Here is a 24807-nt window from a genome sequence, read left to right on the forward strand (position 1 = left end):
TACGTTGAGCGACAGCAAATTTTCATCACTTACCTTGCAATCTGCAATTTTAGAAAACCTTTCATCACTGGGTTACCACGAGATGACAGAGATACAAGCTAAGAGCTTGCCGGCTATTTTAGCGGGGCAAGACGTTATTGCTCAAGGTAAAACGGGTTCAGGTAAAACGGCAGCATTTGGTCTTGGTTTATTGAATAAACTACAAGTTAAAAAGTTTAGAATTCAAACCTTAGTACTTTGCCCTACGCGTGAATTAGCCGACCAAGTAGCAAAAGAAATTAGAAAATTAGCTCGGGCCGTTCATAACATTAAAGTGTTAACGCTTTGTGGTGGTACACCTTTTGGTCCGCAAGTGGGTTCATTGGAACACGGGGCTCACATTATTGTTGGCACGCCCGGCAGAATTGAAGATCACTTAGGTCGAGGCACTTTATCGTTGGACCATGTTGATACACTGGTTTTAGATGAAGCTGATCGTATGCTCGATATGGGCTTTCAAGCAGCATTAGATAACATTATTGATAAAATTCCTCAGCAACGTCAAACCTTATTATTTAGCGCGACGTTTCCAGATCAAATTCAAAAAATTGCTAATAAATATTTGCAAACACCGGCAGTCATAAAAGTAGAGTCGAATCACGAAAATAGCACTATTTCACAACACTTTTATCAAGTGGAAAACGATGAAGACCGCTTATTAGCTATTCGGTTATTGTTATTAACACACAAGCCTGAGTCGAGTGTAATATTCTGTAATACCAAAATTGAAACCCAGAATGTTGCAAACAAATTGGCCGCTTACGGTTTTGGTGTGGTTGCATTGCATGGCGATTTAGAGCAAAAAGACAGAGATCAAACTTTAGTACGTTTTGCTAACAAAAGTGCTTCAATATTGGTTGCAACCGATGTAGCTGCGCGCGGCTTAGACATTGAAGCGCTTGACGCGGTATTTAATTATAACCTTGCGCATGACACTGAAGTTCATATTCATCGTATTGGTCGTACAGGTAGAGCAGGCAGTACTGGCTATGCCTTTACTTTGTTTAGTAACAAAGACAGATATAAAATTGGCTTACTAGAAGATTATTTAGAGCGCACCATTGAAGGCGAAGAATTACCGAGCAATGAAGTGCTAGAACACAGCGTTTTCACAGCAAAAATGGCGACGATACAGATAGATGGCGGGAAAAAACAAAAAGTTAGACCTGGCGATATTGTTGGCGCACTCACCAGTGAAAATGGTATTACATTTGAGCAAGTCGGTAAAATTCAATTAGGGCCAAACTGGGCTTACGTTGCTGTTGAAAAAATGGTGGCGAGAAAAGCGTTAAACAAGTTAACCCATGGCAAATTAAAAGGCCGCACATTTAGAGTACGCGAATTAAAGTAATTTGAATGTACGTGCGATTTACCTATATAAAGTTGAATTGTCAGATAACATTATCTGGCAATTTTAGAAAATAAAGGTATGATACTGATGATATGTACAGTTGTTGTTGAAGTGTTTGCGCTTACTGCAAATACATTTTAGCAATAACGTGAGTTTGGTAATAAATAGTTAATTAAGGGATAACAATGGCAGTTGAAAGTCGATTTGTCGTCATAAGACAAGGTGTGGAGGTAGAAACGTTCATGGATAAAAAAGCCGCAGATGAATATGATAAAATGCTTGATATGGCAGACAGTTTATCTGAAATGTTTGAACATGCGCCTGTCGAGCTTTCTGAAAGTATCCGTGAAGAGCTTTGTGTGTATTTAGCACAAAATAGAGATGATGTACTCGTTGCCTTACAAGCTAAGAAAGCTAAAGTAGTGTCTAACAAAGCAGCATCAACTAGCTCGAGTAAGCTAAAAGATGAGCCAGTAGAAGAGGTTGTTGAAGCACAAGCAACTGAGACAGTAAAAAAGGCTAAAGCAACAAGTACCAAAGCAAAAGCCAAAGCTAAAACTGCAGCATAATAGGCAAATGGGCGAGCGTCATTAACTGAAGTAAAAACTTGCTTAACCTATGAAGCTTGTTTATTACCTAGCTAAACTAGACTAATGGTGGTGTTTTGGAATATCAGTTAATACGCAGTGAACGTAGAAAAACAATTGCCTTACAAGTTAGAAATGCTCAAATTATTGTTAGAGCACCCAAATTTGTAAAAACAGCCTATGTTGAAAGCTTGATCCAATCGAAGTTGCAGTGGCTAAATGAAAAAGTGGCTGAGCAACAGCAAAACACCCTATTAAACCCTTCATTTAGTGAACAGTTCAGCCGTGATAATACTGACCAAAAGCCATCAATATATATCGATGGTTTACCGCATAGTATTATTATTACCTATGGACGTTCTGATGTTATTCATGATCCGCATGAGCAAAGTTTAACGGTTGTTATTAATGCGCGTTATGATACTTGCGATATGTATTCAGAAGCAGCCGTGTTGAAAATTAAGTCGCAAATAGAAGCTTGGTTTAAAGCTCGAATAGAGGCATATTTAGCACAAAATATTGTCTTGTTTTCAGAAAAAATGTCACTGCATGCATCATCTTTTAAGGTTAGAAAATATAAAGCGCGCTGGGGCAGTTGCAATAGTCGTAGTGAATTGAGTTTTAATTATTTATTGAAAATGCTACCAACTTGGGTAGTTGACTATGTAATTATTCATGAGCTATGTCACATTAAACATATGAATCATTCGACAAAATTTTGGCAATTAGTTGCCGTGTATTGCCCCGAATATAAAAGTGCCAAAAACTGGATGCAAAAAAATCAACCTCATCTGAAGTGGTTGTAGTTGTTTTAATCTTCTAATAACCCTTGCTAGAATCACATCGCTATAACCCCCTTCATCATTTTATGAACTACCGCTTTTAATTAAATTAGTTGGCACAAGATCTGCTGGTTAAAAAGTGCTTCTGGTGATTTAAAAAAATAATAAAAATAATGATTAATATCCAATTACATCAACGTTTGTAAATAACCATTGATAGTATTGGTAACAAGGGGATGAATATGAAATTAACACACTACAGTTGGAAGGCATTATGCATTTATCTAGTGTCTGCTGTTTTGTCAGTTACGTTTATTGAATTAATAATAAACTTGTAAGGAAATAAGTGAGGTTGTTGTGGTCGCTTTCCTACTTTCTAAAAGTGGGTTTTTGCATAAGGAAAGCAGCTAAAGCTATGAAATGAAATGTTTAATCTCAATAATCAAACTTGTATAAAATAAGAGCGACAGTTTATATCAGTAACCAATGCGCTAAATTTGGTGAGATAACTTGAGCTACTATTTTGATTTGTTAGCGGTAGGACAGGTTAAGATATGTAGTGGGCGCATACTTTTCAACAAGCAAGTTGAATAAAAATGTCGCCTTTATTCGCATTTTCAATTAACAGCAGAGTAAATTTAATGTAAATTAGGCGTTAATAAAAAAAATAATTAAGGAATCGCGCCAAATGAGTACAAATGTTCTTATTTGTGATGACTCTAACTTAGCCAGAAAGCAAGTACTTAGAAGCCTTCCAGAAAACCTATCTACAGATGTGCAATTAGCCAAAGACGGGCAAGAAGCGCTTGATATTTTACGTAATCAAAATATTGACATTCTTTTTCTCGATTTGACTATGCCAGTTATTGACGGTCTCGGCGTATTACAGGCAATGAAAGATGAAGGGATTAATTTACCGGTTTTTGTGATTTCGGCTGATGTTCAACCTGAAATGCAAAGCCGCGTATTATCGCTAGGTGCAAAAGCATTTTTGCGTAAACCTATAGAATTAGATACATTAAATGAACATTTAAGTAATCACGGTTTCCTATGAATGCATTTGACTTAACTGAGGATCAACACGACTGTTTACAAGAGTTGATTAATGTCGCCATGGGACAAGCGAGCGATCAACTCGCTCGCTATTTAGATACCTTTGTATATTTAAAAGTACCCAGCATTGAGCAAGTTCGATCAGAACACTTATTCGATAGCCTTAATCATGACTTAAAAGCAACGGCAATTGTTAGCCAAGGTTTTTTTGGCTATGAAGGTATTCGTGGTGAAGCATTGCTGATGTATCAACCGCTTGATTCAAATCGGTTAGCTGACTTACTCGGTTATGAAGCTGATGAACTTTCATTTGATGAGCAAATGATTGATTTAAGTTCTATCTTAACTACTACATTTTTGAATGTATTTGCCAGCCAAATAGATAACCAAATGTCGTATAGCGCACCTAGACTCTTATCGACAAACTTAACTAAAGTAAATGAGCACATTCAACAGCAGTCATTTAACTGGGATTTTGCTCTAAAAGTTAAAATTAGTTATCAAGTAACAGACTACTCATTTAATTGTGACATGGTATTACTTATACCTGAAGAAGCTATTAACAATATTAAAGCTGTTATTGACCGTATATTGGCAGACTTTTAACAATGTTGAATGAACTTTGCGGTGATCTTTCAAATCGCTTAAATACCGGGATTTTAATTTTAGATAATAATTTTAAGATCCTTATGTGGAATCGATTTTTAGAAGTGCATGCCAATAAAAGCGACAAGCAAGTTATTGGTAAAAGTATTTTTACTGTTTTTCCTGAACTACCTAAGAAGTGGTTTGAGCGTAAGCTCTCAAGTGTACTACAGTTAAAAAACCAATCTTTTTGTGGTTGGGAACAACGTCATCATCTATTTGAGCTTTCTCATTCTCGTCCGATAACAACCGATAGTGATTTTATGGCGCAAAACTGCACTTTTTTACCTATAGAGGTTAAAGGAGAGGTTGAGCGTATTTGCATTTTAATTGAAGATGTAACTGATGTTTGTCATTACCAAACTCAATTAAACAAAGTATTACAAGAGTTAGCTTTATCTAATCGCATAGACGGGTTGACCCAAGCTTTTAATCGAAAGCATTGGGAAGAATGTTTAGCCGCCGAATTTTCTCGTGCTCAACGTTACAAACAAGATCTCGCTTTGGTAATGTTAGATTTAGATCAGTTTAAACTGTTAAATGATACTTATGGTCATCAAGGTGGCGATAAGGTGTTAATTGATATCGCTGAAGTGATTAATGGATTATTACGCATGGGTGATCTATTTGGCCGTTATGGCGGTGAAGAGTTTGCTGTTATTTTACCCAACACAGGGCTAACCGGCGCAAATGATGTTGCCGAGCGTATACGTAAAGCCATAGCAAGTAATGCTATTGAGTATCAAGACAAAAACATTAATGCCACTGTTAGTATAGGCGTTGCTGTAATGGATGAATACGACACTCGTTATGAAGACATCATCAGTCGTGCAGATATTGCCTTATATAAAGCGAAAAACTTAGGTAGAAACCAAGTTTGTTTGGCTAAAGAACGCATTATTTCCTGAATATTTCCAGCAAATATTCATTCTTCCTAACTTTTATACATATATTAGTTTTTTTTATTCATAAAAAGCAGTTGACAGAAAAAACCATATCAGGCACTTTATACCCATGAATATTTTACTTAGTCGCGATATTATTATTAACACCATTACCACCCTCACCGGGATGGTGGTCATCGGCTGACGTGTAGAATTTAACAATTTTATAAAGCCCGTGACCATTTAGGTTACGGGCTTTTTTGCTTTTAGGGTTTAAAGGGGTAAAAATGCGTGTATTAAAATTTGGTGGTTCGTCTTTGGCTTCAGGCCAGCGCTTTATTGAAGTAGCGAACATCATCAAAAACAAAAGCCAGTCGTCTCGTCTTGCAATAGTTGTTTCTGCGCCACAAGGTGTAACCAATCACTTAGTGGCAATGGCAGAAAACATTTCTAATGAAGAAAAGTTGAAAAGTGACTTATTGCACTTTAAACACGCAATTGAAAACATTATCCAAGATTTATCCGCAACATTACCTAGCTTTTGCCCGCAACACTGTGAGCAAACACTCGCCACTTGGGAACATCAGTTAAGCCGATACTTACATGGCGCAACATTGTTGTCATTTTGTCCTGAGCATGTTCGTGCTCGTATTATTAGTATTGGTGAGCGTTTAAGTGTTGCATTGTTAGAGTCAGTGCTCGCAGTTGATGCCATTGACGTTAGTGTCATAGAACCAGAAAAATTCTTGCGCACCAATGATGTTGCGATGAATGCCGTAGCAGACTTAGTGTTATGTAAAGAGAGATTCCAACATAATTATAGCGATCTCAATGCTATTGCGCTTATGCCAGGTTTTATCGGTGTCGACAGTCTTGGTAATGTTACAACTTTAGGTCGTAATGGTTCAGACTATTCTGCCGCTGTTCTCGCTGTATGTAGTGAAGCCGAGTATTGCGAAATATGGACAGATGTTGATGGCGTATATAATGCTGACCCTCGTTTGATAAAAGAAGCGCAATTATTAGATTATTTATCTTATCAAGAAGCCATGGAGTTATCTTACTTTGGCGCAAGTGTTTTACACCCTAAAACTATCGGTCCTATCGCTCAGCACCATATCCCTTGTTTAATTAAAAACACGGGTAACCCTGAAGCACCAGGTACTTTGATTGCAAATGAAAATGATCAACAAAAACGTGTTAAAGCCATTTCAAACCTAGATGACTTAACCATGGTTAATGTTTCGGGTCCTGGTATGAAAGGCATGGTTGGTATGGCAAGCCGCGTTTTTGCAACCATGAGTCGAGAAAATATCTCATTAATTTTAATCAGCCAATCATCAAGTGAGTATTGTATTAGTTTCTGTATTTATTCAGCTGATTCAGATAAAGCCGAACAAAGCCTTCAAGAAGAATTTGAATTAGAATTGCTAAACGGTTTGTTAGAGCCACTCTCACTTACACATGAATTATCTATTGTTTCGTTAGTTGGCGACGGTATGCATCACCAACAAGGCGTTGCAGCTAAATTTTTCGGTTCATTAGCACAAGCACGTGTGAATGTTGTTGCTATCGCTCAAGACTCGTCAGAGCGCAGCATTTCGGTCGTTATTGAAAGCAGAAAATGTACCGATGCAATGAAAGTTAGCCACCAAAACTTCTTTTCTCATAAACCAACAATTGATGTGTTTTTAGTTGGTTGTGGTGTTGTTGGCAGCGAGCTATTAGCTCAAATTGCGCGTCAACAAGAAAAACTGATCGCCGATAATATAGCACTTAAGGTTTACGGTTTAGCTAATAGTAAAGGTATGGTGTTTAATAGTGAAGGCATCGACGTTGCGAATTGGCAAGCAAACTTAGGCGCGAAAGCGGTACCTGTTACGGTTGAAAATCTTAAACAGTTTGTACGAGAAAATCATTTAATAAACCCGGTATTAGTTGATTGTACTTCCAACGAAGCACTTGCTTTGCAATATGTTGATTATTTAGAAGCAGGCTTTAATGTTGTAACACCAAACAAGAAAGCTAATACAGATTCTTGGGCTTATTATCAGGCACTTCGAACAGCAGCTCAAAAAACTAATCGTCGATTCTTATATGAAACAACAGTCGGTGCAGGCTTACCAGTTATCGACACATTACAAAACTTGTTAAAAGCGGGTGATGAACTTGTGCGTTTTGAGGGGGTTTTATCAGGTTCTTTATCTTATATATTTGGTAAGCTTGATGAAGGCATGACATTATCTCAAGCTACAACGTTAGCCAAAGAACAAGGTTTCACGGAACCCGATCCACGAGATGATCTTAGCGGTATGGATGTTGCTCGCAAACTACTGATCATGGCGCGTGAAGCTGGCATGCCTTTAGAGTTATCTGATATTGAAATTGAACCTGTCCTAGCGTCTTCATTTGATGCTAGTGGCGATGTAGCGACCTTTATGAATAATTTACCATCGCTAGATAAGGCATTTGCAGAGCGTATTGCTGCAGCTAAAACCGAAGGCAAGGTACTCAGGTATATTGGTAATATTGTCGATGGGAAATGTCAGGTTTCTATTGAAGCTGTTAGCGCAGACCATCCATTATATAGCATAAAAGATGGTGAGAATGCTCTAGCTGTTCATAGTCGTTATTATCAGCCACTTCCGTTTGTTTTACGTGGTTATGGTGCCGGCGCTGCAGTAACGGCGGCAGGTGTTTTTGGTGATGTATTAAGAACCTTAGCATGGGAGCAACAGCACTAATGAGTGTTTCTGTATTTGCACCCGCATCCATTGGCAACGTAAATGTCGGTTTTGATGTTTTAGGGTTAGCGGTTAAACCTGTTGATGGTACATTACTTGGTGATGTTGTAACGGTTACACATAGTAATGACGGCGATCAAATTGAAGTTATAGGTGCCTTTGCTAATAAACTGCCTAGCGACGTAAAGCAAAATATAGTTTGGCATTGTTTGCTTTTGTTTAACAAAGAATTGTTAGTTAATGAACAAACCATTGCCGAAGTAAAAATTACGTTAGATAAGCGCATGCCTGTAGGTAGCGGGTTAGGCTCTAGTGCATGCTCTGTAGTAGCGGCTATTGCTGGTTTAAATGCCTTTTATGAAAAATACCATCAGTTCAGTTTTTCAGAGCAAGCTTTGTTAAAAATGATGGGTCAAATGGAAGCGCAAATTAGTGGTAGTCTACACTATGACAATGTTGCCCCTTGTTTTTTAGGGGGGATGCAGTTAATGGTGCCAAACCCAGATATAATTACTCGCAACTTACCGCAATTTGATGATTGTTACTTTGTGATGGCATATCCAGGCATTGAAGTTTCAACAAAGGCAGCCAGAGAGATTTTACCCGCATCATACTCTCGTGCCGACTTAATTAGTTTTGGACAGAATTTAGCAACATTTGTTGATGCTTGTCATCGTGGTGATAAAAACCAAGCATTTTCTGTGTTAACTGACATTGTTGCAGAACCTTATCGTAAATCAATTTTGCCAGGCTATAGCGATTCGGCAAGTTATTTAACACAAGAAGGTTGTTTAGCTGTGGGTATTTCTGGTTCAGGCCCAACACTTTTTTGCGTAACTGACGATGAAGAGAAAGCGAAAGAGTTTGCAAACTGGTTAAACGAAAATTATTTACAAACATCAGCATCGGGCAAAAGTGAAGGATTTGTTCATATTTGCCAAGCTGATACTCAAGGTGCAGTGAGTTTACCTGAGTGAGTTATTAGTTCATCTTGTTAGTCATAAACAAGGTGAAGAAACCCGATATAGGAATTTAGTGTGAAATTTTATAATTTAAAAGAGAATGATGAAAAAGTCAGTTTTGCTGGAGCGGTAAAACAAGGTTTAGGGCGCAATCAAGGCTTATTTTTTCCAGAAGAAATACCTCGTCTTGATAATATTGAGGCCATACTCGCGTTACCTATGGTAGAGCGCAGTGTTAAGGTGCTTTATCCGTTTGTCAGTGAAGATTTAACTGAAGCGCAGCTGACTGAGATTGTAACCGATGCCTTTAACTTTCCAGCGCAAATACAACCTATTAGCGAAAAGCGCGCAATATTAGAGCTTTTCCACGGACCAACGCTAGCTTTTAAAGATTTTGGTGCGCGCTTTATGGCTAAATGTTTACAAGCGTTTAGTGAGAATAAAAAAGTAACGATTTTAACCGCAACTTCTGGCGATACAGGTGCTGCGGTAGCTCATGCATTTCATGGTATTGATAACATTGAAGTCGTTATTCTATACCCAAAAGGTAAAATCAGTTTATTGCAGGAAAAAATGTTCACTACCTTAGGTGGCAACATTCGAACTATTGCTGTTGAGGGCACGTTTGACGATTGTCAGTCACTGGTAAAACAGTCATTTGAAGACAAAGAGCTTAAAGAAACTATCGGGTTAAATTCAGCTAACTCTATTAATATTAGTCGTTTATTGGCTCAAATTTGCTACTACTTTGAAGCTGTAGCACAACTTTATCGTCAAAAAGGAAATGAAGCATTAAAAGATATCGTAGTTTCAATTCCAAGCGGTAACTTTGGTAACCTGACTGCAGGACTTTTTGCTAAAGCTTTAGGTTTACCAATTAAGCGCTTTATAGCAGCAACCAATGCCAACGATACGGTGCCGCGCTATCTTCAAACAGGCGAGTGGACTCCTAATGATACGGTTGCTACTATTTCTAACGCTATGGATGTAAGTAACCCAAATAACTGGCCACGCGTTGAGCATATGTTAAAAGCAGGGTTAGTTGAGCAAGATTGTGTCAGCTCAGTATCAATTGATGAAGAGCAAACTCAAATGGCGATGATTCAGTTAGCCAAACTTGGCTACATTAGTGAACCTCATGCGGCAGTTGCTTATAGAGCATTACAATATAATGCCACTGACACTGAGTTTGGTGTGTTTTTAGGTACTGCTCATCCAGCGAAGTTCAAAGAGATTGTCGAAAGTACTTTAGGTCAGCCTATTGGCTTACCAAAAGAGCTTGCCGATTGTGCGAGTGAAACTATTCTTTCAACAACAAGTTCTACTGATTTCGCAGAACTTAGAGCTTATTTATTAGCATAACTTCATGACGCTTTAGCGTATATCAAGTTTATTAAAGGCAGTGATTACTGCCTTTTTTGTCTCTGGTTGTTTATTTTTAGTGGTAAAAGGGAGTAACTATCTACTAATTTTATACTTTGTAATTAATCCTTTTGCATTTGAAGAAGTAGAACACTTAATTAATCAACTGGGTTATTGAGCAGCATACTCTTTGAACAAGCAGCTGGTACTAGCTGCTTGTGCGAACTATCTTCAGATTGAGCTGTCGATCACTGGGAAAAAATAAAACTGCCTATATTTTGATGGTTAGGTAAATCACCATATCTATCATTCATTTTATAGGGCTGATTTTAAGGCACTAAAATAGCTATCAGAAATTGAATATCACTAACTGAGAGTAAATATTCTGACCACTTTAAGTTTTATGACTCGTCAATAGGCAAGGTTTTATCCATCGAAGATTTAGTGCTTATTTGATTGAGGAATAAAGCGGCCAAAATAATCCCGGCACCAATGCTTAACCTCATTATGTTGGCCTCTGTGTTCCATATCAATACGTTAACAATAATACCTGCAGGGATGAGGAGATTATTCATTGCAGCTAACGCACCTACATTGACTAAAGTCGCGCCTTTATTCCAGCCAAAATAACCTAAGCCCGAAGCAAAGATGCCTAAGTATATGAGTACTCCCCATTGAGTTGGTGTACTGGGTAACTTATCGGCATTGCCAAATAAAACATAACACACACTCGCAACTATTAATGCGCCAATAAAAAACCAACCAAAAACAGTTTTATGATCTAGCTTGCTGTCGCTCATTAAGTGCTTGTACGTAACCTGCCCTGTGGCAAAGCATATATTGGCGGCTTGCACTAATAATAAGCCGATTAAAAAGTTACTATTAATATCTTCATAGCGAATAGCTAATGCACCAAACACGGCAACTATGGCGATAACAAAAAAACGCGGGTTAAAATGCTTTTCAAGCGCATCGTTTAGTAGGGTGATATAAATGGGCGTCATGACCGTAAATAACAATACTTCGGGCACAGTTAAATATAAAAAAGAGTGATAGTAAAAACTGTACATAACGCCAAGTTGTATCGCGCCAATCAGCATGAGCTTTATGGCTAATGGCTTTGGTGTTTTTTTGAACTTTAAAAACGGTAAAAATACTAACGTCGCCAGCGCAATGCGCATTAAAACGCTAAACCATGCATCAACTTGGCCTGCCAAATAAACCCCAATTAAACTAAATGAAAATGCCCATAGCAAGGTCACTGCAAATAAATAGCTCATAAATATAATCGTTAATTAATTAATGGCGCCAGTTTATCTCTTATAACAAATTAAATCTCTTAAGTGAGTGTTGATAAAAATGACTTTATCGACGATTTAAGAAAATTTGTTTCACTCGATGACATACCGACAGTGAATGCCGCATAATAGCGTTATGATATAAAATAACTAATGTGCTAAAAAATATGACCAAGTTAAAACCTCACTGGCAAAAAATAATTGCTAACGAACAGCAACAAGATTACTTTCAAAAATTATCGACAGAAGTTAGTCAACAACGATCAGATGGCGAAGTTATACTGCCGCTTGAAGCCGATGTTTTTTCTGCCTTTTCTAGTATTGATTTGGCTGATGTAAAAGTGGTTATACTTGGGCAAGACCCATATCATGGTTTGGGTAAAAATGGAGAGTCACAAGCACATGGTTTAGCATTTTCAGTACGTAAGGGAATTAAGGTACCGCCATCATTAGTCAATATTTACAAAGAGCTTGCACAAGATATAACTGATTTTAAAACACCGGGTCATGGCTACCTAGTAGAATGGGCTGAACAAGGTGTATTGATGCTTAATACTGTTCTTACCGTTAAGCAAGGGCAGGCGCACTCTCATGCTAAGTTAGGCTGGGAAATATTTACCGATAATATTATTGCTGAACTCAACAAGCAAAATGCGGGTTGTGTATTTTTACTTTGGGGTAGCCATGCACAAAAAAAAGGTAAGAATATAGATGAAAACAAGCATTATGTGCTTAATGGTCCTCATCCATCACCGCTTTCAGCTTATCGTGGATTCTTCGGCTGCCAACACTTCTCAAAAGCTAATCAGTGGCTGAAATCGCAAAATCAAAGCATGATCAACTGGCAAGTTAGTGATTAACAAAGCTGATATTTTTAAGGTGAAATAAGAAAATTATTCTATTTAACTAAGATTCATAAAATTTATTTTCAGATAACACTAAAAAACGAACCTTTTAGGTTAATTAGTTTAGTTTGATCTTATATTTTAAATTTAATTTGCTACTTTTAGTGTTTGTTTGATTTTTATTGCTCCATTTCTCTCTGCTGTTAGTATGTTTATATTAGTGTGGATTTAGAGCAAAGCGAATGTCATTGGAAAATTACTTTTTACCTTTTCGACAACAAGTCATAGGACAAAATTTACAACATAAAATTAATGGTAAAACTCTTGATATCATTTATGCCGACTGGACTGCCAGCGGGCGTTTATATCAACCCATTGAAAACTACCTTACCAACGAATTAGGCCCTTATGTTGCTAATACTCATACTGAAACTAATTTAACTGGCAGTGCTATGACGCATGCTTATCATAATGCTCAGCATATTATTAAGCGCCATGTGAATGCCTGTGATAACGATGTTTTGATCACTGCGGGTGCTGGTATGACCGCTGTGGTAAATAAATTTCAACGCATTTTAGGCTTACGTATACCTGAGCGCATGCAAGCACAAGTGAGTTTTCTAGAAAATGATAGGCCAGTGGTATTCATTACTCATATGGAGCATCACTCAAATCAAACATCTTGGTATGAGTGCGATGTAACACTTGAGATTATTGATCCAGATAGCAGTGGATTACCTTCTATTGAACACCTAACGCAATTGTTAGAGAAATACCAAAATCGCACCGTCAAAATAGGCTCATTTACCGCCTGTTCGAATGTTACCGGTATTAAAACACCTTATTACGCGTTAGCAGAAATAATGCATCAACATGGTGGTTTATGTTTCGTTGATTTTGCCGCCTCTGCACCTTATGTTGATATTGACATGCACCCGAGCAATCCAAAGCAAGCGTTAGACGCTATTTATTTTTCGCCGCATAAATTTTTAGGTGGTCCAGGTAGTTCAGGGGTACTGGTGTTTAATAAAGCTCTTTATAAAAACAAAGTGCCAGATCACCCCGGTGGTGGAACAGTTACCTGGACAAATCCTTGGGGTAAACATAGCTTTTTTAATAATATTGAAATGCGTGAAGATGGCGGCACACCAGGATTTTTACAATGTATTAAAACCGCATTAGCGATAAAAGTAAAAGATGCTATGGGCGTTGAAAATATTGCGCAACGTGAAGCTGAAATTACTCAATATGTGATGGAAAATTTAGCCAAAAATGAACTTGTAGTGATGCTTGAACCCAATATTCGTGAACGCTTAGCGATTGTTTCTTTTTATATCCCAGGCGCGCATTATAATTTAGTTGTGCGATTACTGAATGATAAATTTGGCGTTCAAACGCGAGGTGGTTGTTCTTGTGCTGGTACTTATGGGCATATTTTATTGAATGTTGATCAGGATACATCGTCAAAAATCACTCAGCAAATAGACTTAGGCGACTATGGAGAAAAGCCCGGTTGGATCCGAGCATCGTTTCACCCAACAACTTCAGATAAAGAGGTGGCTTTTGTTGTAGAAGCGATTAATCAAGTGTCACAAAACTTAGTTGAGTGGAGTAAAGCATATCGCTTTAATCCAGCCACAGGTGATTATGAACATTGCAAACTAGACGTAGAACTTCCAAATTTATCTAGCTTTAACGCTTTGCCGGTTAAATCGCTAGCGATTAAAGAGCAATTACCAGAAACGTCATCAATTTTTAGTAAAATATTTGGCTAGTTGCTTTTAATCAAAAGTCACCATCATTTCAGCCGCTTCACAATGGCAATTATTATTGCAAATAGGGCATTCGTAACCTGCTAAGCTGAGTTCATGCCATCTATCAGGATGATCTTTAATGAGAATGCCGCCACACTTGGTGAAATATTTTACAGCACTATTACCGGGGCTTTGTTTCCATAAGTGACTTACGCCAGCGGTAGCACCTTGCTGTTTTGCCGCAGCGACTGAGCGCTTTAATAACTCGCCACCAATACCATGGCCGCGATAGCTTTCATCAACGGTGTTACATTTGAAGTAGCACACTTGCTCTACAGGGACAGGCCAAAGCTCAGTAGAGCACCATTTATCTATCTGCCATTGTTGGGCAGCATAAGTAATCCTAAAGCCAACTAACTTTTGATCATGATAAACAACAAAGCCAGCATTTATGCCATTTTTAAGACCTTTTTCATACCAATCTAGCATACTCTTTTGGTCAAGGTAGCCAGTGCCATGAACCTCAGTTGCCAGTTGAATAATAAGGTCAAAGTCAGCAGGAGTTAAATGTTGATAGTTAAGCGTTATGCTCATAGAATTATTTTAATTTAGTTAGTTATTACAGCATTATACTGTTTTATCTGAGATACTTTAAGCGCACTTGTAGTTAAAAATAATATTAAATTTTGGAAGTGAAAATGTACGATCCATTACATGATTTATCACCGGGCTGTAATGAAGCCTATCCCGCAAGTTATTGGGCGAATGTATCCGGCGTAGCACCAGCGCATGATGGTGCAATAATCGCAGATATTGATGTTGATGTTGCTATTATAGGTGCTGGCTATACTGGTTTGTCTTGCGCATTACACTTGGCACGCGAGCATGGTATTAAAGCGCATGTATTAGAGGCTAACCAAACCGCATGGGGCTGTAGTGGTCGTAATGCAGGCTTTATTTTGAAATCGTCTGGTCGCAAGTCCTATGGTCAAATGGCCAAGCAATGGGGCGAAGAGGTTATGCGTGGTATTTATCAAGAAATGGCCGAGGGTGTAGATACGGTTAATAGCTTAATAGCAGAAGGCATTGACTGCGATAAGCAAAGTGCTGGTTATATAAAAGTTGCGCATAAACCTAACAAATTAAAAGAGTTGGTTGAACTGGCAAAGCTGCAACAGAATATGTTTGGTTATGACGTAGAAATTCTTTCACAAAACCAATTGCGCGAACAGTACATGGACGATCGTAATGCCTATGGCGCTATTCGTTATCAAGATGGTTTTGGTTTAAATCCGTTAAAGCTCGCATGGGGCTATCAAAAATTGGCGCGTGAAGCTGGTGCAAAAGTTCACTGTTCATCGCCTGTTATCCACTGGCAAACTCAACAGAATAAACAGCTACTGCATACCCCTAATGGTATTGTTAGCGCACAAAAAGTTGTCATAGCCACCAACGGCTATACCCCGAAAAACTTTCACTCGCTAACAACAGATAGAACCTTACCAGTACTTTCACAAATTATTGTTACTGAGCCTTTAAGTGACGAACAAATTGCTGCTTGTAACTTTTTAACTTCAAATGTAGTGATGGATACTCGAGCCCTTAAATATTATTACCGAAAATTACCCGATAACAGAATATTGTTTGGTGGTCGAGGCGCTATTACCGGTAAAAGTGCTGACGATCCTTATTATGCTCAACGTTTACTTTCAGTGCTTAAAACCAGTTTCCCTGCGCTGGCAAACATAAAATATAGTTACGCTTGGTCTGGCTGGATTTGTATGGCGTTAGACGACTTACCGCATATTTATCAAAATGATGAACAGTCAGTTTTTTACAGTATGGGTTATTGTGGCAGTGGTGTAGCTTTCTCGGTGCAAGCTGGAAAACGCCTAGCTGAGAAAGTGGCTGAAAAACCCGTACCCGATTTGCCTTTATATAATAAAGCGCTACCTAAGTTTCCCTTTGCGCCATTAAGGCGCGTAGGGCAGTGGGGCTATTTTCATTACGGTAAAATTAAAGATCAATGGTTTTAAGCTCGCGCTTTGTAGATGCCATTGTCGAGTTAAACGCATTAATCGATACGATTAGTGCGCTTGTTTTGCTGAAAGGCTGAAATATTATCAGCAACTAAGTTAAGTAAGGATTGTTGTGCTTGTTGGCTTGCCCAAGCTATATGGGCGGTAATTTTTAATTTTGGTGATTGTGCCGCTAAAAGTATATGATCTTTTGGTGGCGGCTCTTGTTCTAATACATCTAAAATAGCACACGCTAATTGGTTATCATTTAAAGCACTAAGTAAGTCATGATTATTAATTAACGCACCTCTAGCGGTGTTAATTAATAAGGCACTACTTTTCATTTGTTTAAATGTTTCTGCGTTGAATAAATTTTCAGTTTCAACCGACTGAGGACAGTGCAAGCTTATAATGTCGGCTTGAGCTATAAGTTCTTTAAACGCTATTCTGCCGGTACGTATTGTTGTTGCATTAGGTCGTTCAGCGATTAACACTTGCATATCAAAAGCGCGGGCAATAGTCGCCACTTTACTTCCTAGCGCCCCATAACCAATAATACCGATTGATTTCCCCGCTAATTCATTACTGCCTTTACCATGCAGACAAAAGGTTTCGCTTTTTTGCCATTGTCCGTTACGTGTGTTGTTATTGTGATCTTCAATTTGGCTGTAATAGGCAAGCAGTTGAGCAAATACATATTGTGCGACAGAGCTTTTTGCATATTCACTTACATTAGTAACCGCAATGCCAAGATCGCGCGCTGCTGCAATATCAACATTATTATAGCCAGTGGCGGTTATGCAAATGAGTTTTAAGTGCGGTAACTGCTGCAATGTCGTGCTATCAAGAACGACTTTATTACTCAATATAATTTCGGCGTTTGAACAGTGCTTTAACACTTGTTCAGGTGTCGTTGTTGGGTGTAAGTCGAGTTTACTCACCACTTGATTAAGCGCCGATAAATCTAGCGAAGGACTAAAAGTTTGAGAGTCTAAAAATACCGCGTGCATGTTACTTACTCAGAATAAAAATTTTGCCAAGTTTATATCACTTTATGCCTTCAAGCGACTCAAGAAGTGATGATATTTTAACTATACGGCTTATCCTGGTCGGCCATCTGCACGAGGTCTTAAAAGCATAGGTCCATAAAAAATAACAAATATCGCAAAGCTTACGATCCAAAGTAGACCGCTTATATCAATAAATAGCAGCGTTTTTTCTGGCATCAGCCAAGGGCCAAAACTACGCAATATACTCGCTATAACGAGCGCAGAAAAAGCCAGAGACATTAACTTAGGCGCTTGTAATGCTCGACCGGTATGACCTAAAGAAACTCGTGAAATCATAGCGAGTATAATGCCGCCGATGCCACCTATAGTGAGTAAGTGCCAACTATGATTAGTTGGGATTTCAGGGAATAAGTAACTCAAGCCAAGTAATATTAAGCCAAACGCTAATGCTTTAATACCAAGGTGTAAAGACCAAAGTAATGGCACGGTAAAAGTGATCCAAGGTCGCCACCTAAGCCAACGGATCGCTTGAAAAGTACCCGCAAAAATAAACACAATGCCGATATAAACATTGTTTATAGAAATAACAGGGTGAAGTAGCAGCAAAGTTGTGATCAACGCTATTGAGCCGTTAGTTATTTTATCAAGCCAAGGTAATGCCAGTACTTTCGCGGTTTTTGTACCATTGGCAGTAAACATAGGAACTACGCGACCTGCCATAACAGAAATAAGTAGAGTCATTAACATGACACCAGCATAACCTGAGTATTGGGCAGATATGGCGTTTTGATAATATATACTGGCATGCATTTGGGTATTTGCGAGCGTTAAAATAAGCAATAAAGGCACAAAAAATAAATTTCGATATTGTTTAACTGCCAGAATTGGCTTAGCCAACACTAGAGCAACAGCAGGTAAAAAAGCTAAATCTATTAACGTTGTTAATGTTGCTCCTAATAAATCAGGAAATATTAAAGCAATACGAGCGAGTAACCATAAACTAAATAAAGCGCTAAGCTTTTTCCCCTGTAACCCCGGCTGTCCTGTCCAAGTTTGCACTGCAGTTAATAAAAACCCCGCAATGATTGCACAACCGAAACCAAAAATAACCTCATGAATATGCCACCAATAACCTCCACCTAGAGGCTGAATATTAATGACACCGCGATAAAGTAAAAGCCATAGTAATAAAGTGATAACACTAAACACGGCGCCACCAAGAAAAAAAGCTCTAAAGCCCAGTTGCCACAGTGGCGCTGTTTTCTGCTTTTGCTCTAGGTCGGTTATTTGCATCATTTTAAAACCTTTAGGGTGTCGGTATCATTGCTACTTTCATTATAATAAAGAAATTAGGGATAATAACTTTGTTGTAAATCAAGTAATTGATATTTTTAAAAAACTACTTGAGAAGCTTTACGATACTGGTAACTCTAATTCAACAATCTGCTCTGAAATTAACTCAAGTTTTTCTGCCATTAATGCTTGAGCGTCAAATAAACCTCGGTTGTAATAAATAGCGCCTAATTCTGTGGTAAAGAAATCGAGTAAAAAATCTGCATCAAATTGTCCTAATTCTTGATCCAATTCTTTAATAAAATAACGTTGTAGTTTATCGATTAACAATGATTTTTCAGCGGGTGAGAATTGTATTGGAGACATAAATACTTTACCTATTATAAAGTTTAGTGAAGGGATAAATGTTAATTGCTATTATACTCGTGATACTGAAACTAATTTAAGTAATATGTTGTGAATAAATCAACTTTTAAGCAATGGTGGCAAACTGATTGTCAGTTTTGCAAAAAATCAAGAATGATCGTGTTTTGGCTAATATTGATGTTAGTCGCAGACGGTCTTTGGTTTGGTTTAATTATTCACTAAATCACATAAAAAAAAGGTAATATTATGACTTATCGTTGGACAGATTCACTAGAAATCGCACTTGATTTAATAGAAGAGCATCCGGATGTAGATCCGATGAAATTACATTTTCCAGAATTGATGAAATGGGTAATAGCCTTAGAAAATTTTGATGATGACCCAAAACACTGTGGTGAACGTGTGCTTGAGGCAATTCAATTAGCTTGGATCTCTGAGAATGATTAAATAGCAAAAATTTTAGCTAAATTATAGAATATTAACTTTTAAATAAGTAATTATAACTTTTTAAAAGTTGATATTTGATTATAATGCACAGCAATATTTCCATGATGAATTTTCGTCATTCACCCAAAGCATAAAGAAAGATTCAACTATGACATCTGAAAAAAATCAACGTCCGTTATATATCCCCTATGCAGGTCCAAGCTTATTAGAAACGCCACTGTTGAATAAAGGCAGTGCATTTAGCGAGGAAGAGCGCTCACATTTTAATTTAACCGGGTTATTGCCACCACGATTTGAAAGCATTGATGAACAAGTTGAACGCGCTTATATGCAATATCGTAGTTTTGATACCAATTTAAATAAGCATATCTACTTACGTGCTATTCATGACAATAATGAAACGTTATTCTTCAAGCTAGTTCAAGCGCATTTAGCTGAAATGATGCCTATTATATATACGCCAACAGTTGGTGATGCCTGTGAACAGTTTTCAGATATTTATCGTAGTTCACGTGGGCTGTTTGTTTCTTATGACCAACGCCATCAACTTGACGACATTTTACGCAACGCGACAAAAAACAAAGTTAAAGTTATTGTGGTTACCGACGGTGAACGTATTCTTGGTTTAGGCGATCAAGGTATTGGTGGCATGGGTATTCCTATTGGAAAATTGTCACTTTATACCGCCTGTGGTGGTATTAGCCCTGCTTACACGTTACCTGTAATGCTTGACGTGGGTACCAATAATGAAAAGCTATTAAATGATCCTATGTATATGGGTTGGCGTCACCCTCGTATTGAGCAAGATAAATACGATGAGTTTTTGGATATGTTTATTAATGCAGTAAAACGTCGTTGGCCGCATGTATTATTACAATTTGAAGATTTTGCCCAACCTAATGCTACGCCATTGTTAAATCGCTATCGTGACGAAATTTGTTGTTTTAACGACGATATTCAAGGGACCGCTTCAGTAACCGTGGGCACCTTGTTAGCCGCATGTAGAACTAAAAACGTTCCACTGTCTGCACAGCGTGTAGCTTTTGTAGGGGCAGGCTCGGCAGGTTGTGGAATTGCAGAGCAAATTATCTCGCAAATGGTCAGCGAAGGAATTACAGAGCAACAAGCACGTAGCCAAATATTTATGGTCGACCGTTTGGGGTTATTAACCGAAGGTATGTTGGGTTTACGCGACTTTCAAGCACAACTAGTTCAACAAAAGTCCGCCATAGCGCCGTGGAATATACAAGGCGACTTTGCATCTTTACTTGATGTAATGCATGGCGCACAACCCACCATTTTAATTGGTGTGTCAGGTGTACCAGGCTTATTCACTGAAACCGTAATCAAAGCGATGAAATTATATTGTGATTTGCCCGTGATTTTTCCATTGAGCAATCCAAGTCGCCAAGTAGAAGCGACACCTGAGCAGGTGATTAATTGGACTGATGGTGAAGTTATCATCGCTACCGGTAGCCCATTTGACCCGGTTGAATACAAGGGCGAGCTTTTCCCTATTGCCCAATGTAACAATAGCTATGTCTTCCCTGGTATTGGTTTAGGTGTAGTGTCAGCCAATATTAATCGTGTTACTGATGAGATGTTAATGGCAGCTAGTGCGATGTTAGCGCAAGCTTCACCTTTAGCTAATAACGGCAGTGGAGAGTTACTTCCGCCTTTAATTGGTATTGCAGACTTAAGTAAAAAAATTGCTTTTGCTGTTGCTAAGGTTGCTTTTGAGCAAGAGTTGGCCTTACCGTTATCTGATGAACAATTGATAGAAAATATAGAGCGTAATTTTTGGACGCCTCAATATCGTCAATATCGACGTGTCAGCATTTAAGGTTTTTTATCCTTCGTTATTTATCACTGATAATGACAACTGAATCTTATTGAAACAGCGCTCACCAGATGAGCGTTTTTTTTATCTCGAGATAAAGCCAGTAAACTAAAACTAAAGACTCAGCTAATGATGACCTTATGTTAAATAATAGTTGAGCAGAGCGCCAAGACGAAAAATGATAACCCTAGGCATTTGCTTTTAATTCGTCTATAATCGCGCCAAAATTTATACCGTATTTTAATTCTAATTTTATTGAGAGGGCTATCATGGCTATCGAACGTACTTTTTCTATCGTAAAACCAGACGCAGTTGCTAAAAACTTTATTGGTCAAATCTACAACCGTTTTGAAACAGCTGGTTTAAAAATCGTTGCTTCTAAAATGGTACATTTATCACAAGAGAAAGCTGAAGGTTTTTACGCTGAACACAGCGAACGTCCTTTCTTTGGTGCTTTAGTTGCATTCATGACTTCTGGCCCAGTAATGGTTCAAGTTTTAGAAGGCGAAAACGCTGTTCTTAAAAACCGTGAAATCATGGGTGCTACTAACCCAGCTGAAGCTCTTGCTGGTACTATCCGTGCTGACCTTGCTGATTCAATTGACGAAAATGCTGCTCACGGTTCTGATGCTTTAGAATCAGCAGCACGTGAAATTTCTTACTTCTTCTCTGACGAAGAAATTTGCCCACGTACTCGTTAATTTTAAACTTTACTGATTAGCTGAGCTATTTTAGAGCAGCTAAATGTAGGTTGAAAATTGATTTGAAGGATTTTACTGTTAATCGGTAAAATCCTTTTGTCTATTTTAAGACCGTATAAAATTGAGTGCTTTCAGAGTCTATATACAACTGAGAACATTGACTTTTATTTAGTTTAAATCTGTAGAAGATTTAAAATAGAGCCACTAAATTGTTTGTTTTGTATAAAAAGCGTACAATTTGACCTGTAATTTTTTTGTAGTTTTGAGAAGCTTTTATCATGAGTGATGTAACCGAAGTAGTAACCCCAGTGAAGAAAAAAATTAACTTACTTAATCTTGATCATCAAGGTATGCGAGAGTATTTTGCTTCAATCGGCGAAAAGCCATTTCGTGCTGACCAAATTATGAAGTGGATGTATCATTTCGGCTATGATGATTTTGAGTTAATGACTAACTTAAATAAAAAGCTACGTGAAAAATTACAACGTGATACCGAAATTAAAGCCCCAGAAATATCTGAAAAACAAGTATCAAGCGACGGCACAATAAAGTACGCGTTAAGTCTTGAGGGTGGTCAAGAAATTGAAACTGTTTGGATCCCTGAAAATGGCCGAGCTACGCTTTGTGTTTCATCTCAAGTAGGTTGTGCTCTGGAATGTACTTTTTGCTCAACAGCGCAGCAAGGCTTCAACCGTAACCTTTCTATGGCAGAAATTATTGGTCAGGTATGGCGCGTAGCAAATGATATTGGCGCCACACGCATCGCTGGTACACGTCCCATTACTAATATTGTAATGATGGGCATGGGCGAACCATTACTTAATATGAAAAATTTAATACCCGCTTTAGACACCATGCTTAATGATCTAGGTTATGGGTTGTCAAAACGTCGTGTGACGGTTAGTACTTCAGGCGTAGTACCGGCCTTAGATATGTTAAAAGAAAAAATTGACTGTGCTTTGGCGATATCTATTCATGCGGGTAATAACACGTTACGTGATGAATTAGTGCCGATTAATAAAAAGTACCCATTGGAAGAATTTATTGCCGCAGCCGGTCGTTATATCGATGGTTCAAAAGCCAATAAACAGGCAACCATAGAATATGTAATGCTTGATCATGTTAATGACAGCACAGATCAAGCACATGAATTAGCACATGCTTTGAAAGATTTACCTAGTAAAATTAATCTTATTCCATTTAATCCTTACCCTGGTTCGCCTTATAAACGTTCAAGTAATTCTCGTATTGATCGCTTCGATAAAGTGCTACAAAGCTATGGTCTGACAGTGATCACACGTCGAACGCGTGGTGACGATATTGACGCTGCATGTGGTCAATTAGCGGGTGAGGTTTTAGACAGAACTAAGCGAACAGGAAAAAAAGAGGTGAAAGCTGACTCAATTTCAGTAAAGATGGTTTAATTGCTCTTTATTATACTGACTAAGTGACTTCATTTTTATTATGAAAAAATTATTACCGTTTTTTATCGCGTTGCTATCGACAAGTACTCTTACAGCTTGTGTGACGCAAAATTATGGCAATGATAAAGACACGCCATTAATTGAAAATGAATCTAGTAACAACGAAATAGCGATGACTCGAATCTCGCTGGGCTTAGGCTATTTAAAAATGGGTAATACCCAGCAGGCTAAGCTTAATTTAGAAAAAGCAAAACGTTTTTCACCTAACTTGGTGCAAGTTCATACAGCATTTGCACATTATTACGATACAGTGGGCGAACTTGATTTAGCAACCCAAGCTTATGAACATGCATTGAGTATTAATGGTCAAGACGCTGATACGCTGAATAATTATGGTGTGTTTTTGTGTAGAAACGAAAAGTACGCAGCTGCTGAAAAACAAATGTTAAAAGCGATATCAATACCTAGCTATATATTAGTCGCGCAAAGTTATGAAAATTTAGCCTTTTGCCAATTAAAAGCTGAGCAATTTGATAAAGCGCAAACATACCTTGAAAAAGCTATTGCTCACAGCCCAAATAGAGCAAGTTCGTTATTACAAATGATGCGTTTACAATATGCCAAAAGCAACTATAAGTTAGCGCAAACTTACCTTTATCGTTATGAAAAATCAACACGCCGTTTTAGTGCTGATGCTTTAGCTTTAGCTTTTAAAATTTTTCAAAAGCAAGGAAATAAGCGTGTTTCATCTAACTACGCCAATATGTTAGTTAAAATGTTTCCAAATTCTTTTGAAGCCAAACAATATATATTAAATGAACTTTATCAGATTGATGCAGACAAACTAGCAGAAGTATATCGCGCTACCTTGATAGGTGGCAGTAGCGAAAAAAGTAAAAAGCGAGTTGTGGTATTGTCACCTAAAAATGACTCTACGGTTACCGGCTCTAGTTTAAGTCAATACGGTTTAAAGCCTATTATGGCAAACTCTGTGATGCCAACAACTGAGCAAGAAGCTGAGTCGAAGACAGAAAAAGCAAGTAATACTGAGCAATCGAGTAAGCCTGTTGAATCAGTGTCTGTTAGTAATAAAAAAGTAGCAGTGAAGACAGAAGAAAAATTAGCCAATAAAACGCTTAACTCGCAAACTAACGAAAAAGTAAATACCCAAGAGATAACGCCAGTAATTGCAGTTAAAGATGAAACAGTTAAAACAGCTATGGTGTCATTACCCATACATATTGTGAGCAAAGGCGATAGTTTGTTTGCTATTTCTAAGCAATATAATATTGTGATGAAAAGTTTAGAACGTTGGAATAAGCTGCGTCGTCCATACCTTTTAAAAATTGGTGATGTTATCTATCTAGCAGATCCAAAATCAGCGATGAACCGCTAAGAGAAA

General features: G+C 38.0%; 23 protein-coding genes. 18 read left to right on the forward strand and 5 right to left on the reverse strand.

From position 1 onward, the window contains the following. Nucleotides 1-4 precede the first annotated feature (4 nt). The 9 genes from dbpA to thrC all read left to right on the forward strand — a co-directional run bounded on the left by dbpA (nt 5) and on the right by thrC (nt 10409). The gene (gene dbpA / locus H4J50_RS01915; RefSeq protein WP_108457106.1) at nt 5-1390 is read left to right on the forward strand and encodes an ATP-dependent RNA helicase DbpA; all 1386 of its coding nucleotides are present in this window, start codon (nt 5-7) and stop codon (nt 1388-1390) included. Between the two features lie 185 nt (nt 1391-1575). Further along, nucleotides 1576-1959, forward strand: a complete 384-nt coding sequence (locus tag H4J50_RS01920; protein WP_108457105.1) for a YebG family protein — start codon at nt 1576-1578, stop codon at nt 1957-1959. A gap of 95 nt (nt 1960-2054) precedes the next feature. Then, a complete protein-coding gene (locus H4J50_RS01925) occupies nt 2055-2783 on the forward strand; it encodes a M48 family metallopeptidase (protein WP_108457104.1) in 729 nt (242 codons plus the stop codon). 664 nt (nt 2784-3447) lie between these two features. Further along, a complete protein-coding gene (locus H4J50_RS01930; RefSeq protein WP_108457103.1) occupies nt 3448-3813 on the forward strand; it encodes a response regulator in 366 nt (121 codons plus the stop codon). Then, nucleotides 3810-4418, forward strand: coding sequence for a chemotaxis protein (locus H4J50_RS01935; protein ID WP_108457102.1), 609 nt, complete (start codon nt 3810-3812; stop codon nt 4416-4418). Before H4J50_RS01930 ends, H4J50_RS01935 begins: the two co-directional genes overlap by 4 nt. A 2-nt stretch (nt 4419-4420) precedes the next feature. Continuing rightward, nucleotides 4421-5365 (forward strand): diguanylate cyclase, encoded by a 945-nt coding sequence (locus H4J50_RS01940; RefSeq protein ID WP_220466077.1) that lies wholly within the window; start codon nt 4421-4423, stop codon nt 5363-5365. A gap of 263 nt (nt 5366-5628) precedes the next feature. Further along, the gene (gene thrA, locus H4J50_RS01945; RefSeq protein WP_182254097.1) at nt 5629-8085 is read left to right on the forward strand and encodes a bifunctional aspartate kinase/homoserine dehydrogenase I; all 2457 of its coding nucleotides are present in this window, start codon (nt 5629-5631) and stop codon (nt 8083-8085) included. Then, nucleotides 8067-9062: a homoserine kinase gene (thrB, locus tag H4J50_RS01950; protein ID WP_259366134.1), complete on the forward strand. Its 996-nt coding sequence runs from the start codon at nt 8067-8069 to the stop codon at nt 9060-9062. The genes thrA and thrB overlap by 19 nt, the downstream gene beginning before the upstream one ends. Nucleotides 9063-9122: 60 nt before the next feature. Further along, nucleotides 9123-10409, forward strand: a complete 1287-nt coding sequence (gene thrC, locus H4J50_RS01955; RefSeq protein WP_182254099.1) for a threonine synthase — start codon at nt 9123-9125, stop codon at nt 10407-10409. A gap of 401 nt (nt 10410-10810) precedes the next feature. On the opposite strand, the gene H4J50_RS01960 is transcribed toward thrC, so the two are convergent. Further along, a complete protein-coding gene (locus tag H4J50_RS01960; RefSeq protein ID WP_182254101.1) occupies nt 10811-11689 on the reverse strand; it encodes a carboxylate/amino acid/amine transporter in 879 nt (292 codons plus the stop codon). Nucleotides 11690-11874: 185 nt separating this feature from the next. On the opposite strand from H4J50_RS01960, the gene ung reads away from it, so the two are divergent. Both ung and H4J50_RS01970 read left to right on the forward strand, forming a co-directional pair. Beyond that, nucleotides 11875-12567, forward strand: a complete 693-nt coding sequence (ung, locus tag H4J50_RS01965) for a uracil-DNA glycosylase (protein ID WP_182254103.1) — start codon at nt 11875-11877, stop codon at nt 12565-12567. Nucleotides 12568-12794: 227 nt separating this feature from the next. Then, the gene (locus tag H4J50_RS01970; RefSeq protein WP_182254105.1) at nt 12795-14327 is read left to right on the forward strand and encodes an aminotransferase class V-fold PLP-dependent enzyme; all 1533 of its coding nucleotides are present in this window, start codon (nt 12795-12797) and stop codon (nt 14325-14327) included. Nucleotides 14328-14333: 6 nt separating this feature from the next. Here H4J50_RS01970 and H4J50_RS01975 read toward each other — a convergent pair whose 3' ends face one another. Continuing rightward, nucleotides 14334-14900 carry a GNAT family N-acetyltransferase gene (locus tag H4J50_RS01975; protein ID WP_108457096.1) on the reverse strand — a complete coding sequence of 189 codons (567 nt, stop codon included), beginning with the start codon at nt 14898-14900 and terminating at the stop codon, nt 14334-14336. 104 nt (nt 14901-15004) lie between these two features. Here H4J50_RS01975 and H4J50_RS01980 point away from each other — a divergent pair, with 104 nt between their 5' ends. After that, nucleotides 15005-16342, forward strand: coding sequence for an FAD-binding oxidoreductase (locus H4J50_RS01980; RefSeq protein ID WP_108457095.1), 1338 nt, complete (start codon nt 15005-15007; stop codon nt 16340-16342). 38 nt (nt 16343-16380) lie between these two features. Here H4J50_RS01980 and H4J50_RS01985 read toward each other — a convergent pair whose 3' ends face one another. The 3 genes from H4J50_RS01985 to H4J50_RS01995 all read right to left on the reverse strand — a co-directional run bounded on the left by H4J50_RS01985 (nt 16381) and on the right by H4J50_RS01995 (nt 18993). Further along, nucleotides 16381-17334 carry a D-2-hydroxyacid dehydrogenase gene (locus H4J50_RS01985; RefSeq protein ID WP_182254107.1) on the reverse strand — a complete coding sequence of 318 codons (954 nt, stop codon included), beginning with the start codon at nt 17332-17334 and terminating at the stop codon, nt 16381-16383. Nucleotides 17335-17424: 90 nt separating this feature from the next. Continuing rightward, nucleotides 17425-18630, reverse strand: a complete 1206-nt coding sequence (locus H4J50_RS01990; protein WP_182254109.1) for an NnrS family protein — start codon at nt 18628-18630, stop codon at nt 17425-17427. A 117-nt stretch (nt 18631-18747) separates the two neighbouring features. After that, on the reverse strand, nt 18748-18993 hold the full coding sequence (locus H4J50_RS01995; RefSeq protein WP_108457092.1) for a DUF2164 domain-containing protein: 246 nt from the start codon (nt 18991-18993) through the stop codon (nt 18748-18750). 90 nt (nt 18994-19083) lie between these two features. On the opposite strand from H4J50_RS01995, the gene H4J50_RS19520 reads away from it, so the two are divergent. From H4J50_RS19520 to pilW, 6 genes are all read left to right on the forward strand, one after another. Then, nucleotides 19084-19215 carry a hypothetical protein gene (locus H4J50_RS19520; RefSeq protein WP_259366135.1) on the forward strand — a complete coding sequence of 44 codons (132 nt, stop codon included), beginning with the start codon at nt 19084-19086 and terminating at the stop codon, nt 19213-19215. Nucleotides 19216-19239: 24 nt separating this feature from the next. Then, nucleotides 19240-19440 (forward strand): Fe-S cluster assembly protein IscX, encoded by a 201-nt coding sequence (iscX, locus tag H4J50_RS02000; protein ID WP_108457091.1) that lies wholly within the window; start codon nt 19240-19242, stop codon nt 19438-19440. Nucleotides 19441-19588: 148 nt separating this feature from the next. Continuing rightward, nucleotides 19589-21283, forward strand: coding sequence for an NAD-dependent malic enzyme (locus H4J50_RS02005; protein WP_182254111.1), 1695 nt, complete (start codon nt 19589-19591; stop codon nt 21281-21283). A gap of 266 nt (nt 21284-21549) precedes the next feature. Further along, nucleotides 21550-21981, forward strand: coding sequence for a nucleoside-diphosphate kinase (gene ndk / locus H4J50_RS02010; RefSeq protein ID WP_182254113.1), 432 nt, complete (start codon nt 21550-21552; stop codon nt 21979-21981). A 278-nt stretch (nt 21982-22259) separates the two neighbouring features. Further along, a complete protein-coding gene (locus H4J50_RS02015; RefSeq protein WP_108457088.1) occupies nt 22260-23405 on the forward strand; it encodes a bifunctional tRNA (adenosine(37)-C2)-methyltransferase TrmG/ribosomal RNA large subunit methyltransferase RlmN in 1146 nt (381 codons plus the stop codon). 40 nt (nt 23406-23445) lie between these two features. Then, on the forward strand, nt 23446-24801 hold the full coding sequence (gene pilW, locus H4J50_RS02020; protein ID WP_182254115.1) for a type IV pilus biogenesis/stability protein PilW: 1356 nt from the start codon (nt 23446-23448) through the stop codon (nt 24799-24801). Nucleotides 24802-24807 lie beyond the last annotated feature (6 nt).

Origin of the sequence: Colwellia sp. 6M3 (assembly GCF_014077595.1) — a bacterium.
Classification (GTDB): Bacteria; Pseudomonadota; Gammaproteobacteria; order Enterobacterales; family Alteromonadaceae; genus Cognaticolwellia.

Excerpts from the sequence above, each read along its gene's own strand:
- H4J50_RS01920 (WP_108457105.1), top strand. The coding sequence starts at position 1,576 with ATGGCAGTTGAAAGTCGATTTGTCGTCATAAGACAAGGTGTGGAGGTA.
- H4J50_RS01930 (WP_108457103.1), top strand. The coding sequence starts at position 3,448 with ATGAGTACAAATGTTCTTATTTGTGATGACTCTAACTTAGCCAGAAAG.
- H4J50_RS01935 (WP_108457102.1), top strand. The coding sequence starts at position 3,810 with ATGAATGCATTTGACTTAACTGAGGATCAACACGACTGTTTACAAGAG.
- H4J50_RS01940 (WP_220466077.1), top strand. The coding sequence starts at position 4,421 with ATGTTGAATGAACTTTGCGGTGATCTTTCAAATCGCTTAAATACCGGG.
- thrA (WP_182254097.1), top strand. The coding sequence starts at position 5,629 with ATGCGTGTATTAAAATTTGGTGGTTCGTCTTTGGCTTCAGGCCAGCGC.
- thrB (WP_259366134.1), top strand. The coding sequence starts at position 8,067 with ATGGGAGCAACAGCACTAATGAGTGTTTCTGTATTTGCACCCGCATCC.
- H4J50_RS01960 (WP_182254101.1), bottom strand. The coding sequence starts at position 11,689 with ATGAGCTATTTATTTGCAGTGACCTTGCTATGGGCATTTTCATTTAGT.
- ung (WP_182254103.1), top strand. The coding sequence starts at position 11,875 with ATGACCAAGTTAAAACCTCACTGGCAAAAAATAATTGCTAACGAACAG.
- H4J50_RS01970 (WP_182254105.1), top strand. The coding sequence starts at position 12,795 with ATGTCATTGGAAAATTACTTTTTACCTTTTCGACAACAAGTCATAGGA.
- H4J50_RS01975 (WP_108457096.1), bottom strand. The coding sequence starts at position 14,900 with ATGAGCATAACGCTTAACTATCAACATTTAACTCCTGCTGACTTTGAC.
- H4J50_RS01980 (WP_108457095.1), top strand. The coding sequence starts at position 15,005 with ATGTACGATCCATTACATGATTTATCACCGGGCTGTAATGAAGCCTAT.
- H4J50_RS01985 (WP_182254107.1), bottom strand. The coding sequence starts at position 17,334 with ATGCACGCGGTATTTTTAGACTCTCAAACTTTTAGTCCTTCGCTAGAT.
- H4J50_RS01990 (WP_182254109.1), bottom strand. The coding sequence starts at position 18,630 with ATGATGCAAATAACCGACCTAGAGCAAAAGCAGAAAACAGCGCCACTG.
- H4J50_RS01995 (WP_108457092.1), bottom strand. The coding sequence starts at position 18,993 with ATGTCTCCAATACAATTCTCACCCGCTGAAAAATCATTGTTAATCGAT.
- iscX (WP_108457091.1), top strand. The coding sequence starts at position 19,240 with ATGACTTATCGTTGGACAGATTCACTAGAAATCGCACTTGATTTAATA.
- H4J50_RS02005 (WP_182254111.1), top strand. The coding sequence starts at position 19,589 with ATGACATCTGAAAAAAATCAACGTCCGTTATATATCCCCTATGCAGGT.
- ndk (WP_182254113.1), top strand. The coding sequence starts at position 21,550 with ATGGCTATCGAACGTACTTTTTCTATCGTAAAACCAGACGCAGTTGCT.
- H4J50_RS02015 (WP_108457088.1), top strand. The coding sequence starts at position 22,260 with ATGAGTGATGTAACCGAAGTAGTAACCCCAGTGAAGAAAAAAATTAAC.
- pilW (WP_182254115.1), top strand. The coding sequence starts at position 23,446 with ATGAAAAAATTATTACCGTTTTTTATCGCGTTGCTATCGACAAGTACT.